We start from the raw sequence: 15,617 nt of genomic DNA on the forward strand, positions 1-15,617 counted from the left end.
AGACGCTGCGGTTACTCGTCTCCCGGCGCCAGCAACAGATTGGGTGCCAGACGCTGATAACCGTCCTGGGTCAGGCGCATGTCGAGCATCAGGCTGGACAGGTCTGCCGACAACGCTTCGGCGTCCGCATCGTTCTCCAGATAGAGCAACTTCAGATAACTGTTGCAACCGGGGCAGACTTCGGCGCGCAACGGCGCCTGGTTGGCGGCATGGCGATCATCTTCAAGGCTGAGGTATTCCAGGCCCTTGCTCTGTTCGCAATACACGCATTTGACCCGCACCACATGCCACTCGCAGGCACACAGCGAGCAGACCAGATAACGCAAGCCGTTGTGCTTGCCGCGATGACGGATCACCCCGGCCATGGCCGGCGAGCCGCAGGCCGGGCACTGGCTGAGGCTGTCGCCGGGAGTTAGTGCGAGGTTCGGCGTACTCAACAGCCAGTGGCTCCAGGCTGTTTGAAGCGCCGCACCGAGAAACGGCACCAGCGCCGCCGGCACCAGCGAATACTGGCCACTGACCAGCGCCACCGCCCAGGCACGCCGTTGCCCGGCACCGGCCAGGCGCAAGGTGTCCACGGCATCGGCCACGGCGGATTGTGACGGTGCGCTATAGCACTGCAGCAAGGCATCGAGGTAAGGCTGCCAATCGTCTTCGCGCGCCAGGCTGTCGGCCGCGAACGGCGGCAAGCCGTGTTGCTGGCACAACTCGATGCGTTGCCGGTCAAGGGGGTCGCTTGGCGGCGGGTCGTCCAGCACCTGTTGCTGCACCCGGCACAACCCGGCGATCAGGCGCAGGTAATCGGCCATCGGGTGCCCTTCGGCCAGCGTTTCCAGGCGCTGGCCACGCAGGCTGAACAGGTTATGCGGTGGCATGTACAGAAACGGCGGCGAACTGGCCGCCGCTTCGATTTCTCCGGGTTCAAGGATGGTTGGCAAATGTCAGCCCTTTTTGGTGATCGGTCGTTTGGGCGCTTCGCCGCGGGTCTCATCTTGAGTCACTTGGCGATACCAGAGTTCGTGGTGTTTCCTGGCCCAGCCGCGGCTGACCCTGCCGTGCAACATGGCGCTGACCGAGCCCTTGATCCAGATGCCGGCATAGATGTGCACGATGATGCTCAGGATCAGCACGAAACCGGCCAGCGCATGCAGCAACATCGCCCAGCGTATCGTGGTGATGCCGAAATACTCGCTGAAGTACGCACGCCAGATCACCAGCCCGCTGAACAACAGCACCAGCATGCACAGCAGTAAAGTCCAGAACAGCAGCTTCTGCCCGGGGTTGTATTTGCCGATGGGCGGGACGCCCTCCTCTTCATTTTTCATCACCCGGTCGATGCGCCTTAGCCACAGGCGATCATTGGCGATGAAGTAGTTGGCGCGCCAGAAGCGAAACACCAGGCCGAGGAACAGTACGAACATCAGCACGCCCATGAACGGGTGCAGGATGCGCGTCCATGGCCCGCCGCCGAACAGGTTGCTCAGCCAGAACAGCGCCGGGTGGAACAGCGCCAGCCCGGACAACCCGGCCATGAGGAACAGAATCGCCACCAGCCAGTGATTGGTGCGCTGGTTGCTGGTGTAGCGCAGGATCGTCTTGTCGCTCATGGCCTGCCCTCCCCTCGGGGATCGAAGGTGTGCACCGATGGATCGACTTCGTGCACGGCGTTGTCCGGCGGCTCCGGATGTTCATCCTCTTCGACGATTTGCGGACCGACGCGCACGTAGTGGAAGAACCCGGCCAGCACCGCTGCGCCCATGGCCAACAGTGCCAGGGGTTTGCTGATGCCCTTCCACAGCCCTACCAACGGACTGATCGCCGGGTGATCGGGCAAGCCGGCGTACAGTCTTGGCGTATCGGCGTGGTGCAACACGTACATCACGTGGGTACCGCCGACGCCTTCGGGGTCGTATAGGCCGGCGTTTTCAAAACCCCGGCTCTTGAGGTCGACGATACGCTCGGCCGCATGTTCCTTCATGTCGTCCTTGGAGCCGAACACGATGGCACCGGTCGGGCAGGTTTTCACGCAGGCCGGCTCCAGCCCTACCGCCACCCGGTCAGAGCACAAGGTGCATTTGTAGGCCTTGTGATCCTTTTGCGAGATCCGTGGAATGTTGAACGGACACCCGGTGATGCAATAGCCGCAACCGATGCAATGATCCTGATCGAAATCGACGATGCCATTGGCGTGCTTGATGATCGCCCCCGGGCTGGGGCATGCCGCCAGGCAACCGGGCTCGGCGCAGTGCATGCAGCCATCCTTGCGGATCAGCCATTCCAGGTTACCGGCGTCGGTCTCGTGCTCGGTGAAGCGCATCAATGTCCAGGTTTCTGCGGTGAGATCCTGAGGATTGTCGTAGGTGCCATGGTTATGGCCGACCTCGTCACGCAACTCGTTCCATTCCGAGCAGGCGACCTGACAGGCCTTGCAGCCGATGCATTTGGTGGTGTCGATCAGCTTGGCGACTTCCTCCATGCCGCGCACCGAGGGCGCAGGTGTGGTGGTGGCCGAGCGGGCAATGATGTCTTGGCTGGCCATTTAGACTTTCTCCACGTTGACCAGGAATGACTTGGATTCCGGGGTCTGGGTGTTGCCATCGCCGAGGAACGGCACCAGGGTGTTGGTCAGGTAACCGTGGCGCGTAAGACCGGTGAACCCCCAGTGCAACGGAATGCCGATCTGGTGCACCACCTGATTGTTGACCTGCAGCGGACGAATCCGCTTGGTCACCACCGCCACCGCTTCGATGAAGCCACGCTTGCTGCTGACCCGCACCCGGTCGCCGGCGACGATGCCTTTTTCCTTGGCCAGCACTTCGCCGATCTCGACGAACTGCTCCGGTTGGGTAATCGAGTTGAGCTTGCAATGCTTGCTCCAGAAGTGGAAATGCTCCGTCAGCCGGTAACTGGTCGCGGCGTACGGGTAATCCTTGGCCACGCCGAGGGAATCCCACACCGAATCGAAGATCCGCGCCGCCGGGTTGCTGGTGGCTTTCTTGTTTTGCGGGTGCAGCGGATTGATGCCGATCGGCGTCTCGAACGGCTCGTAGTGCTCGGGGAACGGGCCTTCGTTCATCTTGTCGACGGCGAAGAATCGCGCCACGCCCTCGGGGTTCATGATGAACGGATTCATCCCCGCTTCCGGCGGCACATCGGCCTTGTAGTCCGGCACATCGGTGCCGGCCCAGGCTTTGCCGTTCCACCACACCAGGCGTTTTTTCGGATCCCACGGCTTGCCTTGCAGGTCCGCCGAAGCGCGGTTGTAGAGAATCCGCCGGTTGGCCGGCCAGGCCCAGGCCCAGCCTTGATGCTGGTGCATGCCGTACGGGTCGTTGTTGTCGCGCCGCGCCATCTGGTTGCCGAGTTCAGTCCAGCTGCCACAGAAAATCCAGCAACCGGACGCCGTGCTGCCGTCATCCTTGAGCTGGCCGAACCCGGCCAGTTGCGCATTGGCCTTGATCGCCGCGCCCGTCGCGTCGGTGAAGTCCGTGGTGGCGGAGCCGTTGATTTCCTTGGCCAGTTCTTCCGGCGAAGGTTCCTCGGGGATCTTGTACGGCCACGACAGTTTGAGCATCGGGTCGGGGTATTTGCCGCCATTGGCCTGATAACGCTGACGCAGACGTATGAACAGCTCGCTCATGATGCGGATATCGGTCTGCGCTTCACCCGGTCCGTCGGCGCCCTTCCAGTGCCATTGCAGCCAGCGGCTGCTGTTGACCAGCGAACCATCCTCTTCGGCAAAGCAGGTGGTGGGCAGGCGAATGACTTCGGTCTGGATGTCGGCGCTGTTCACGTCGTTGTACGGCCCGACCTTTTGCCAGAACTCCGAGGTCTCGGTGGCCAGCGGATCCATCACCACCAGCCATTTCAGCTTGGCCAGCGCTGCCATCACCCGGTTCTTGTCGGGCAATGCGGCAATGGGGTTGAAACCCTGGCACATGTAGCCGTTGACCTTGCCCTGCCCCATCAGGTCGAACACCTTGAGAATGTCATATTGGGGAATGTCCAGTTTCGGCAGGTAGTCGTAGGCCCAGTTGTTCTCGGCCGTGGCGTTGGCGCCGTACCAGGCTTTCATCAGGCTGACGTGGAATTTGCCGTAGTTCTGCCAGTAGGACAGTTGCCCCGGGCGCAACGGCTTTTGCGTGCGCTTGACGATGTAGGCGTTGTAGTCCTGTTCGGCATCGCCGGGTAGCGTGAGGTAGCCCGGTAGTGAGTTGGACAACAGGCCCAGATCGGTCAGCCCCTGGATGTTGGAGTGCCCGCGCAAGGCGTTCACGCCGCCGCCCGGCATGCCGACGTTGCCCAGCAGCAGTTGCACCATCGCCGCGCTGCGAATCATCTGCGCGCCAATCGAGTGCTGGGTCCAGCCCAGGGCATAGAGGATGGTCATGGTCTTGCCCGGTGTCGAGCAAGTGGCGATTTCCTCCCAGATTTTTTGCATGGCATCGACGGGCATGCCACAGATCTGGCTCGCCAGTTCTTTGCTGTAGCGGCTGTAATGCTGCTTCATCAACTGATAGACGCAGCGTGGGTCCTGCAGGGTCGGGTCGACCTTGGCAAAACCGTCTTCACCGAGTTCATAGCCCCAGCCGGACTTGTCGGTGTAAAGGCGCTTGGCGGCGTCGTAGCCGCTGAAGATCCCGTCCTCGAAGCCATAGCCGGCTTTGACGATGAACGACACGTCGGTGTAGTTGCGCACGTATTCGTGCTGGATCTTGTCTTCGGTCAGCAGGTAATTGATCAGCCCGCCCATGAAGGCAATGTCGGTGCCGGTGCGAATCGGCGCATAATAGTCGGCCACCGAGGCGGTCCGGGTAAAACGCGGGTCGACCACGATCAGCCGCGCCTTGTTGTGCGCCTTGGCTTCGGTCACCCATTTGAAGCCGCACGGATGCGCTTCTGCTGCGTTGCCGCCCATCACCAGGACCAGATTCGCGTTGGCGATATCGGTCCAGGTATTGGTCATGGCACCACGGCCGTACGTCGGGGCAAGACTTGCCACCGTCGGGCCGTGTCAGACACGCGCCTGGTTATCGAACCCCAGCATGCCGAGACTGCGCACCACCTTATGGGTGATATAGCCGGCTTCGTTGGACGCCGCCGATGCCGCGAGGAAACCGGTAGTCAGCCAGCGGTTCACCGTTTGGCCCTGGGCGTTCTTCTCGACGAAGTTGGCGTCGCGGTCGGCCTTCATCAGGTCGGCGACGCGATCGAGCGCTTCATCCCAGGAGATGCGGGTCCATTCGGTGCTGCCGGGTTTGCGCACCTGCGGGTATTGCAGGCGGCCGGGGCTGTGAATGAAGTCCAGCAGGCCTGCGCCTTTAGGGCAAAGGGTGCCGCGGTTGACCGGGTGGTCGGCGTCACCTTCGATGTGGATGATGTTTTGCGCGACATTCTTCGCCGTATCGCCTTGGCTATACATGATCAAGCCGCAACCGACCGAGCAATACGGGCAGGTGTTGCGGGTTTCATGGGTGTGGGCGAGCTTGAAGTGACGCACCTGTTCGGCAAAGGCAAGCGTCGGGGCCATGCCCAACGCACCCAGGCTAGAGCCTGCAAGGCCGATGCCGGCGACCTTGAAGAACTGACGACGGCTGAGATCCATCGTGCACTCCTGATCAGGTGGAACCCGGTACATGGCCGGGCTTTTTCGAACAACCACGGTCGCGGCAGTCTGGCTGCCGACACTACAAACTGTAGTCAATGCTGTCGAATTCACCATGACAGCCGACCGTCGGCCCTCCAGACACTACCCACTGTAGGAGCGAGCTTGCTCGCGATGGTGTATCAGCTGAGTGAGTGTCGACTGACACTCCATCGCGAGCAAGCTCGCTCCTACAGGGGGTTGGCGCTTATCATGGCGCCATAACCAACCTGCCGTTACGAGACCCCGCATGACTTTCGATTTTGATCAGGTGTTCGACCGCCACAACACCGGCAGCACCAAGTGGAGCCGCTACCCCGCCGATGTGTTGCCGATGTGGGTCGCCGACATGGATTTCGCCGCGCCGCCGATGATCATCCAGGCCCTGCAAAAACGACTGGAACACCCGATGGTCGGCTACAGCGTGGCCCAGGATGACCTGCGCGAGGCAATCGTTGCCGACCTCTGGAACAAGTACGCCTGGCGCGTCGAGCCCCAGGAGCTGATTTTCCTGCCGGGCGTCGAGTCCGGCTTCAACATGGCACTGAAGGCACTGGTGCAGGCGCCACAGAATGTCGTTGTGCAGGTGCCGAACTACCCACCGCTGCGTCATGCGCCCGGGCATTGGGGGCTGAACAAGGTCGAACTGAATTTCGATGAGCAAGCCGACGGCACCTACACAACGCCGCTGGATACCCTGAGCCAGTCGCTGCAAGGTGGTGGCGCACTGCTGCTGAGCAACCCGCATAACCCGCTGGGCAAGGCCTTCCCCCGCGCAGAGCTGCAAGCCATTGCCGACATTTGCCTTGAGCATGATGCCTGGATCATTTCCGACGAGATCCACGCCGAGTTGTGCTTCGACGGCCGCCAGCACATTCCGATGGCAACCCTGAGCCCGCAGGTCGCCCAGCGCACCATCACCTTGATGTCGGCGAGCAAGGCCTACAACATCGCCGGCCTGAAGACCTCGTTCATGATCATCCAGGACCGCCACCTGCGCGAGAAGGTCAACCACGCTCGTTGCGGCATGGTCGACAGCGTCAATCCGCTGGGCATGGAAGCCACCCGCGTCGCCTACAGCGAAGCCGCACCATGGCTTGCCGAGCTGAAGGTCTACCTGCAAGGCAACCGGGATTACCTGGCCGAGGCCGTACACACCCGCCTGCCGGGCATCACCATGAACCTGCCGCAAAGCACCTACCTGGCGTGGCTCGACTGCACGGCACTGGGGCTGGACGACCCGCAGCAGTTTTTCCTCGAACAGGCCAAGGTGGGTTTGAGCGCCGGTCTGGACTTCGGCGATGGCTGCAAGCAGTTCGTGCGCCTGAACTTCGGCTGCCCAAGGTCGCTGCTGGAAGAAGGCATTGCGCGGATGGAGCGCAGTTTGCGCCATCTCAAGGCCTGACCCGCCCCCTCTAGCCATACCTATCCCCTTGTGAGAGTGAGCCTGCTCGCGATGGCGTCCTGTCAGTCGGCAATGTGTTGCCTGACACGGCGCTATCGCGAGCAGGCTCACTCCTGCAGGTAATAATTGAACCGATGCAGCCCTTCAATGCTCAACAGCCTATAGCCCTGCACTGACGGTTGTTTCGGGATCTGAGCCATGAGTTTCGTTGCCTGGGTGGCGGTGTTGGGCGCGGTGTTGCTGACCCTGGCACTGACTTCGTCGTACCTGCGCTGGATGCCGGTCACCACTTCGGCGGTGTGCCTGGTCCTGGGCATCGCCATCGGGCCGGCGGGCCTGGGTATGCTCAGGCTGGATATCAAGGAGGCGGCGTTCTGGATCGAGCACCTGACGGAAGTCGCGGTGCTGTTTTCATTGTTTGTCTGCGGGCTCAAGCTGCGACCTCCTCTTCGTGATCGCCGATGGCGAGTGGCGTTCGTCCTGGCCGGACCGGTGATGGTGCTGACCATTGTCGGCGTCTGCCTGCTGCTGCATTTCGCTTTCGGACTGGCGTGGGGGCCGTCGCTGCTGATCGGGGCGATACTGGCGCCGACCGATCCGGTCCTGGCCTCGCTGGTTCAGGTCAATGACGCCAAGGATGATGATCCGGTGCGGTTCGGGCTCTCGGGCGAGGCGGGACTGAACGACGGAATCGCTTTTCCGTTCGTGATTCTGGGACTGTTGTTTTTGCAGCAAAACGGCAGCTTTGGCAGCGGTCTGGATGACTGGTTTTTCAAGCGCCTGTTGTGGGGCGTGCCCGCCGGACTGCTGACCGGTTACTGGATGGGGCGCGGTATTGGTCACCTGACGTTGTTCATGCGCATCAAGAATGCCGACAGCACGTTTTCCCCCAATGACTACCTTGCCCTGGCCTTGATCGCACTGGCTTACGTCGTGGCCGAAACCATCGGCGGCTACGGGTTCCTCTCGGTGTTTGCCGCCGGCCTGGGCTTGCGCCGGGCCGAGGTCAGGACAAGCAGTGACGCCCACACACCGGCCGAACACCTGGTTCAAGCGGTGGTCGGTCATCAGCATGTCGAACCGGAGGCGGCCGTGCTCGGCAATGTGGAGCACCTGGAAGACACGCAAGTCGCCGCCGGGATCATGATGGGCGACATGCTGTCGTTCGGCAGCCTGGTGGAACGGGCCATGGAAGTTTTTCTGGTCACCTTGCTCGGTATTGTGCTGATCGCGCACTGGGACTGGCGGGCGTTGCTGGTCGCGTTGGTACTGTTCGGGATGATTCGCCCGCTGACGGTCTGGCTGATGCCATGGGGTTCGCTGCTCAATGGCCCGCAACGCTGGTTGATTGGCTGGTTCGGAATTCGCGGCATCGGGAGTTTCTACTACCTTTTCTATGCCTTGAACCACGATCTGCTGCCTTCAGTGGCAACGGTGTGTGCCGACCTGACGCTCTCGGTGGTCGCCCTGAGCATTCTGGTCCACGGCATCAGCACCCAGCCGATGCTTGCCCGCTATGAACGGCGTAACCGCCGCGTCACTTCATCGCCAAGGCAATGACTTCCACCAGGTTGAGCTGGGTAAAGGGTTTCGACAAACGAGGTAGACGCGCGGCAATGCCTTCCAGGCGTTCGGCAAAACCGGTGGCGAGAATGATCGGCACGCTCGGCCGTATGAGCCTGATGGCGTTGGCCAGTTGCGCGCCACTCATCTGTGGCATGGCCATGTCGGTGATCACCAGATCGATACCCGGTTCACTGCCGAACAGCTCCAGCGCCCTGGCTCCGGAAGGCGCACTGATGACCCGGTGCCCGAGGTCCTCAAGCAGCAGACTGGTGCTGGTCAACACCAGACTGTCATCGTCCACCACCAGTACGCACAGGCGGGGCACTTCCACGGTCTGCGTTTGCGCTACAGGCTCAGCCACCGAACCCCGGGTGGCAACCGGCAACCACAACTCGGCCGTCGTACCCTGATCCTTGTTGCTTTTGAGGATGAAGCGCCCACCCAATTGCTCGATAAAACCGTGGACCATCGATAACCCCAGGCCCGTACCTTTACCGACGCCCTTGGTGGTAAAAAAGGGGTCCATCGCCGAGGCCAGCGTGGTTTCATCCATGCCCTCGCCGGTATCGGCAATGTTCAGGCACACATAACGCCCAGCGGCCAATGATGAGGCGCCGCCGGTGACCTCCTCGGTCCTGGCACTGAAGATGATGGTCCCGCCGTGGGGCATGGCGTCGCGGGCGTTGGTCGCCAGGTTCAGTACGGCCAGTTCCAGTTGATTGATGTCCGCCATCACCGGTTCAAGATCCTCGGGAAAGCGTGTTTCGACTTTCACCGAAGGCCCCAGGGAGCTGCGCAATAGCCCGGAAATGCCTTCCACCAACGCCGGTATCCGCACAGGTACCGACTTGAGCTCCTGGCGTCGGGCAAACGCCAGCATGCGCTGGGTCAGGGATACACCGCGCAAGGCACCTTGGGTGGCGTTGTCGATCAGGCGGGTTATTTTGGGGTCATCCGTCACCCGTTTGCGCACGATTTCCAGATTGCCGAGGATCACCGTCAGCAGGTTGTTGAAGTCGTGGGCGATCCCACCGCTGAGCTGGCCGATGGCCTGCATTTTCTGCGCCTGGAACAAGGCCTCACGGGTTTGCTCCAGCGCCTGCTGCGCCTGGGTGACTTCAGTGATGTCCCGGGTGATCTTGGCAAAACCGAGCAATGTGCCGGTGTCGCCCCAGATCGGGTCGACGATGACATGGGCGAGGAACCGCGTACCATCCTTGCGCATCCTCCAGCCCTTGTTTTCAAAGCGCCCTTCACGAACGGCAATATCCAGCGTCCGTTGTGGCTCGCGGGCATCGCGATCCTCCGGGGTGTAGAACATCGAAAAATGCCGGCCAATGACCTCTTCCGGCAAGTAACCCTTGATGCGCTGGGCGCCGGGGTTCCAGTTGCTCACCCGGCCGTCCGGGGAAAGCATGTAGATCGCATAGTCGGTAACGCTCTGCACCAGCAGGCGAAACTGCTGCTCGCTTTGCTTGAGGACTTCCTCGGCCATTTTGCGATCGGTCAGGTCCCGGGTGATCTTGGCGAAACCGAGCAACGTGCCCGACGGGTCGAAGATCGGATCAATGACCACATGGCACCAGAAATGCGTGCCGTCCTTGCGCACCCGCCAGCCTTCGCCCTCGAAACGCCCTTCACGAATCGCCGTGTCCAGTGCCCGCTGGGGCAAGCCGGCACGGCGATCGTCATCGGTGTAGAAACGCGAGAAATGCTGACCGAGGATCTCGGCCTCCTCGTAGCCCTTGAAACGCCTGGCGCCGGCGTTCCAGCTGGTAATGATGCCGTCGGGATCAATCATGTAGATCGCATAGTCGATCACTGCATCGATCAACAGGCGAAAGCGCTTGTCCTCAACGGTACTCGGCCTGTTTCGATCCTCGCTCATTGAGTTCTCGCGTCATGATTGTTTTTCTGGAGTATGAGACAAACTGCCAATTTGGAAAGCCATGACTGCGGCAGTTTGCTTCATAGCCTGCAATCCCGGCTTAGCGATACACGTATTTGGTGATATAGGAGTAAAGGTCGTTGTAGACGAAATCGGGAACCTGTTTGTCATATTTGCTGGTTTTAAGCAGCTGCAGATGACATTCCCTGACCATCTCGTCACGCTCCTCCATCGAATAGACGGACCTTCTGAGGATAGTGTCATAGGCCCTGTACGCATATGGCAGCAACGTTGAAACTTCGTTCAAATTCCCATTTGGGTCCAGGGTATAGGTGCTGTGAGCACGCAGTACCCGTTCGCTCAGCGTGCCCAGACCGCGCTCGTACAGGAAGATTTGCGAGCCACTCACTGTCTTTGCGATGAACTCGAACGCAACGAGAACCGCAGGGGCGTTACTGATGCTCGATTCGAGTCTCGAATAGCTGACAAACCGTTCCATCTCCTGCTTTTCCAGGCTGGAGAATGCTCTTTTGATGCTGGACAGATGGGCGAACGCGTGATTGCAGCCCACGACATGGACTTCGAGTTGATAACCGGGAACAAATTTTGCCAATCCGGCAAAACCGATGTCATCGAACGCGCACTCCATGATGATGTTGCATCTTTGAGAAAGCGCGTTGGCGAAGATTTTCTCACCGAGCTCCCTGGCAAACGCTTCTGTATGTTCGTAGGCGTGCAAAACGCCGAGCTTGATCATGTCGGCGTAATGCGGGTGTTTTTTTCGATATTCAGGCAGGTACAGTCGAATGTAGTTCTCGTAATTCCCGGATGGCAGCAAGCTCTTTTCCAACAAGTAAGTCTTGCCCGAGCCCTCCACTCCGGCGGTGATCAGCAACTTTGGGATGGCTTCAGCAGTTTTGCCGACGAAGAGCGCAGGGAAGATCTCGTCGAACGCCTTGATCACGTCGTCTGAGGAATAGTTGTATTTCGGTGCTTCTGACATACCTTGATTTCCTTATCAAAGAATTGGGTTGTGATATCTAGCCTTTCCAATAAAGCGTGCTGGCGCTGATTGTTCAATTCGTTGTTTTGATCAAGGTATGTATTTGTTTTTAAAGGTAAAGATTCCTACGGCGCAGAGCGAGAATTCGTTGTCGCAATCGACCACCAGCGCGGCAGTAATTGCCTGACCTTGTGCTCGCCAAAACGGTCGTCGATCAACATCACCACTCCTTGATCCTGTTGCGTACGGATGACCCGTCCAGCGGCCTGAACCACTTTCTGTACGCCGGGATAAAGGTAGGTGTAGTCATAACCGGCACCGAAAATGGCGGCCATGCGCCGTTTCAGTTGCTCATTTACCGGATTGAGTTGCGCCAGCCCCAGCGTGGCGATAAACGCGCCGATCAGCCTGGCGCCGGGCAAATCGATGCCTTCACCAAAGGCCCCGCCCAATACCGCAAAGCCGACGCCCTGGCCTTCGGCGTGGAATTGATCGAGAAACTGCTGACGCTGTGCCTCGCCCATGCCACGGGATTGCGACCACAGTTTGATCCGCGGGTGCCGCTCGGCCAGCAACTGCGCCACCTGCTGCAAGTAATCGAAACTGCTGAAAAACGCCAGGTAATTGCCGGGGCGTTTGCAGAACTGCCTGGCGATCAAGTCCACGATCGGTTCGAGAGAGGACTGGCGATGTACGAACCGCGTGGAGATCTGGTCGACGATGTGCACTTGCAGTTGATCGGCGTGAAACGGCGACTCGACGTCGATGCACACCGTGTCCTGCGGCGCTCCCAGTAAATCGGCGTAATAGTGCCGGGGGCTGAGGGTCGCGGAAAACAGCACCGTGCTACGCGCGGCGGTCAGGCGCGGGCGGATGAAGCCGGCGGGGACTACATTGCGCAGGCACAGTTGCGAGAGGTTGCGCTGGCGCTCGAGGTCGCGCTTGCTGATGTCGAACAGGAACTGCTCATCGAACAGTTCGGCGACCCGGCAAAAGTGCAGCATGTCGAAGTAAAATCCCTGCAGTGCGCTGTCCAGGCCTTGAGGGTGATCGTTGAGGTAGTCACCGATGTTGGCGCTGCACGATGACAGCGCCTGCAGGAGCTTTTCCGGCGCCTTGTCATAGGCCTGATAGGCGCCGGTTTGCGCGTTATGCAGGGCATTCCACTCGCGGTTGACCCGTTGCATGGGTTTTTTCAGCGCTTCGGGAGCGGTTTTGCGCACGCCGTTGAAGGTCGCCTGGTCGAGGCTGGCGCTGTACATCTGGCGGCCGCGTTCCACCAGGTTGTGGGCTTCGTCGACCAGCACCGCAACCTTCCAGTTGTTGGCCTGGGCCAGACCGAACAGCAACGCGCTGAAATCGAAATAATAGTTGTAGTCGGCAACCACCACGTCGGCCCAACGCGCCATTTCCTGGCTCAGGTAATACGGGCAGACATCGTGCGCCAGGGCGACCTCGCGCAAGGCGCTCTGGTTCAACAGGCTCAGTTGACTGGCCGCCTGCCGTGCGGCGGGCAGGCGATCGTAGAACCCCCGGGCCAGTGGGCAGGACTCGCCGTGGCAGGCTTTGTCCGGATGTTCGCAGGCCTTGTCCCGGGCGATCATCTCCAGCACCCGCAACGGCGGCGCATCGGCGCTGGCAAGCATCACATGCGCGGCGTCCAGGGCCAGTTGCCGTCCCGGGGTTTTCGCCGTAAGGAAGAACACCTTGTCCAGTTGCTGCGGCGCCAGCGCCTTGATCATCGGGAACAAGGTGCCCAGGGTCTTGCCGATGCCCGTGGGCGCCTGGGCCATCAGGCAGCGCCCCGTGCTGACGGCCTTGAACACCGATTCGGCCAGATGACGCTGCCCCGGTCGAAAACCGGCATGGGGAAAGGCCAGGGCCTGCGCAGCCAGATTGCGCCCTTCTCGATGGGCGACTTCCTGTTCGGCCCATTGCAGGAACTGCGCGCAATGCCGTTCGAAGAACTGTTGCAGCTCGATGGCGTCGAAAGACTCGACCAGGCAGGTCTCCTTTTCACTGACGATGTCGAAATACACCAGTGCCAGACTGATCCGCGAGAGGTCCAGTTTCCGACACATCAACCAGCCGTAGATCCTGGCCTGGGCCCAATGCAATTGGCGGTGGTTGGCCGGTTGTTTGCTCAAGTCGCCGAGGTAGGTCTTGACCTCCTCCAGGCAGTTTTGCCCGGGGTCATAGCCATCCGCCCTGCCCTTGACCGTCAAGGTTTGATACTGGCCCTCAAGGGCAATTTCGCTTTGGTAACCCTCGCTGCGTCGCGAGGCCACCGTACGGTGCCCGACGATACCTTCCAGCGCGGTTGGTGACGGCGTGAAGCGCAGATCGAGGTCGCCGGTCTTGGCGGTGAACTCGCACAGCGCCCGCACCGCAATGCTGTAGCTCAATCGCCCTGCTCCGCCCATTGCACGTAGCACACGGCGATGGGCATCTGGTGCTCATGACAGAACTCCAGCCAGCGCAACTGGTTGTCCTGCAGGCGATCGCCCGGGCCCTTGACCTCGATCATGCGGTAGGTCTTTTGCTGCGGCCAGAACTGGATCAGGTCCGGCATGCCGGCGCGATTGGCCTTGATGTCCAGCAAGAGGCGGTTGAACCAGTGCTTGAGGTGCTCGGCCGGGAGGCAATCGAGGGCTTGCTCCAGCAACTCTTCGCTGAGCACGCTCCAGAACACGAACGGCGACTGCACGCCCCACTTGGCGGCATAACGTTCGCGGATGGTCTGCCGGTAGCGCCCGTCGTCGAGTTCGGCCAGGCAAGCCTGAAACAGTTCGGCCCGGCGGACATGGAAGTCTTCGCTGAGCAAATCCACCGGCCCGCGCTGGAACGGGTGAAAAAACGCCCCCGGCAAAGGCGCGAAGATCGCGGGCCAACACAGCAGGCCAAACAATGAATTGACCAGGCTGTTTTCCACGTAGTGCACCGGCGCCGAATCTTGCGCCAGATGCGCCTGAACATAGAACTCCACCGATAATGCCGGGTCTGTCCTGGGCAATTGCAGGTCCAGGCGCTGCATTTCCCGAGGCGCTGCCCGCTTGATGGGCGGCCCGCCGAGCTTGCGCCGCAGACGTGGCAGGACGCGGAGCAACTGTTGGTGTTCCGCGGCGCTTTGCGGTGCCTGTTCAGCCTGCACGGCCAGGTCCATCGCCTGTTCAAACTGGCCGCTGCGTTCCAGTACGCGAATGAGCCGCGCACGCGCGCCGGGAAAAGCGCATTCGCGGTACAGGTTCAGGGCCATGGAGAAATCGGCGATGCGTTCGCAGTACTGGGCCATCTGGAACAGCAGCTTGCCGCGCCGGCGTTGCAACCACGGATTGTCCAGCGCCAGGCCCTTGATCCGCTCGGCCACCTCTTCCAGCGCTTCACCGGCCTCGAATTGTTGCTGGTATGCGTGCAGGAGGACGCAGGCATCCACGTCTTCGCGGCTGCGCAAGCCACGGGACTCGGCACAGAATTCGACTTTTTCGTAGGTGTAGATACCGAGGTCGGCCAATACGAACTCCAACCAGTCCTGATACAGGTTGCCGAAAAACATCAGGCGCAGGCGATCGCACAATTGCATGATGGTCAGGCTGAACAGGCGCTCGTCCAGGCTCGGACACCAGTCGTTGAAGCTTTGCACCTGGGGAAACTGCTCGCACAGCGCCGGCAACCAATCGGCTTTCTTGCCTTTGGGTTGATCGATGACAGCGGCAAAGGTCTGGAGGATTTCTGCCTTGAGCAGCACCTCGAACAGTTCGTCGATGGCGATGGGCATTTGCCCTTCGACCCAACGCAGCTCGAGCAGCGGGCCGGCGGCGGTGCCGATATCGCCGATTTCGTCGTAATGCAGCTTGCTCGCCCTGAAATGAACGCCTTTGCGCATCACCATTCTGACCAGCAGCGCCTGCGATTCACGGGGCAACCGCTTAAACTCATGTGTGAAGCGCTGCTCTTCGACGCTCAACAAATCGCTTGAGCGCTGCTCAAGCCAATCAAGCACTTGCATGAAGTTATTCAAGTAGTAGAACGGATCGTCGAGGGGATTTGCAGTCACAGGGAAATGGGCCATGGCGAGCGAATACTGGTTATGCGTACAGATACCAGTTCCGCC

10 protein-coding genes are annotated in these 15,617 nt (G+C 60.5%); 2 read left to right on the plus strand and 8 right to left on the minus strand.

Annotation, left to right across the window (positions count from 1 at the left end):
- Positions 1–11: 11 nt before the first annotated feature.
- From fdhE to fdnG, 4 genes are read right to left on the minus strand one after another with little or no spacing between them, the layout of a single operon-like run.
- Complete coding sequence (gene fdhE / locus ABIE16_RS09690) at positions 12–938, minus strand: formate dehydrogenase accessory protein FdhE (RefSeq protein WP_349734226.1); 927 nt, start codon at positions 936–938, stop codon at positions 12–14.
- Positions 939–941: 3 nt separating this feature from the next.
- Entirely contained in the window at positions 942–1,607 is a 666-nt protein-coding gene (locus ABIE16_RS09695; protein ID WP_057714812.1) for a formate dehydrogenase subunit gamma, read from the minus strand.
- Positions 1,604–2,539 carry a formate dehydrogenase subunit beta gene (gene fdxH / locus ABIE16_RS09700; RefSeq protein WP_057714811.1) on the minus strand — a complete coding sequence of 312 codons (936 nt, stop codon included), beginning with the start codon at positions 2,537–2,539 and terminating at the stop codon, positions 1,604–1,606. Before fdxH ends, ABIE16_RS09695 begins: the two co-directional genes overlap by 4 nt.
- Positions 2,540–5,605, minus strand: coding sequence for a formate dehydrogenase-N subunit alpha (fdnG, locus tag ABIE16_RS09705; RefSeq protein WP_429520979.1), 3,066 nt, complete (start codon positions 5,603–5,605; stop codon positions 2,540–2,542).
- 289 nt (positions 5,606–5,894) lie between these two features.
- On the opposite strand from fdnG, the gene ABIE16_RS09710 reads away from it, so the two are divergent.
- Positions 5,895–7,049, plus strand: a complete 1,155-nt coding sequence (locus ABIE16_RS09710) for a MalY/PatB family protein (protein ID WP_429520980.1) — start codon at positions 5,895–5,897, stop codon at positions 7,047–7,049.
- A 198-nt stretch (positions 7,050–7,247) separates the two neighbouring features.
- Positions 7,248–8,609, plus strand: coding sequence for a cation:proton antiporter (locus tag ABIE16_RS09715; RefSeq protein WP_159389947.1), 1,362 nt, complete (start codon positions 7,248–7,250; stop codon positions 8,607–8,609).
- Here ABIE16_RS09715 and ABIE16_RS09720 read toward each other — a convergent pair.
- From ABIE16_RS09720 to ABIE16_RS09735, 4 genes are all read right to left on the minus strand, one after another.
- Positions 8,587–10,503, minus strand: coding sequence for a PAS domain S-box protein (locus ABIE16_RS09720; protein WP_429520981.1), 1,917 nt, complete (start codon positions 10,501–10,503; stop codon positions 8,587–8,589). The genes ABIE16_RS09715 and ABIE16_RS09720 overlap by 23 nt on opposite strands.
- 100 nt (positions 10,504–10,603) lie before the next feature.
- Positions 10,604–11,506 carry a zeta toxin family protein gene (locus ABIE16_RS09725; protein WP_429520982.1) on the minus strand — a complete coding sequence of 301 codons (903 nt, stop codon included), beginning with the start codon at positions 11,504–11,506 and terminating at the stop codon, positions 10,604–10,606.
- 125 nt (positions 11,507–11,631) lie between these two features.
- Positions 11,632–13,911, minus strand: coding sequence for an ATP-dependent DNA helicase (locus tag ABIE16_RS09730; protein WP_429520983.1), 2,280 nt, complete (start codon positions 13,909–13,911; stop codon positions 11,632–11,634).
- Positions 13,908–15,575, minus strand: a complete 1,668-nt coding sequence (locus ABIE16_RS09735; protein WP_429520984.1) for a VRR-NUC domain-containing protein — start codon at positions 15,573–15,575, stop codon at positions 13,908–13,910. The genes ABIE16_RS09730 and ABIE16_RS09735 overlap by 4 nt, the downstream gene beginning before the upstream one ends.
- Between the last annotated feature and the right edge of the window lie 42 nt (positions 15,576–15,617).

The organism is Pseudomonas sp. 2725, from assembly GCF_050434585.1.
Classification (GTDB): domain Bacteria; phylum Pseudomonadota; class Gammaproteobacteria; order Pseudomonadales; family Pseudomonadaceae; genus Aquipseudomonas; species Aquipseudomonas jessenii.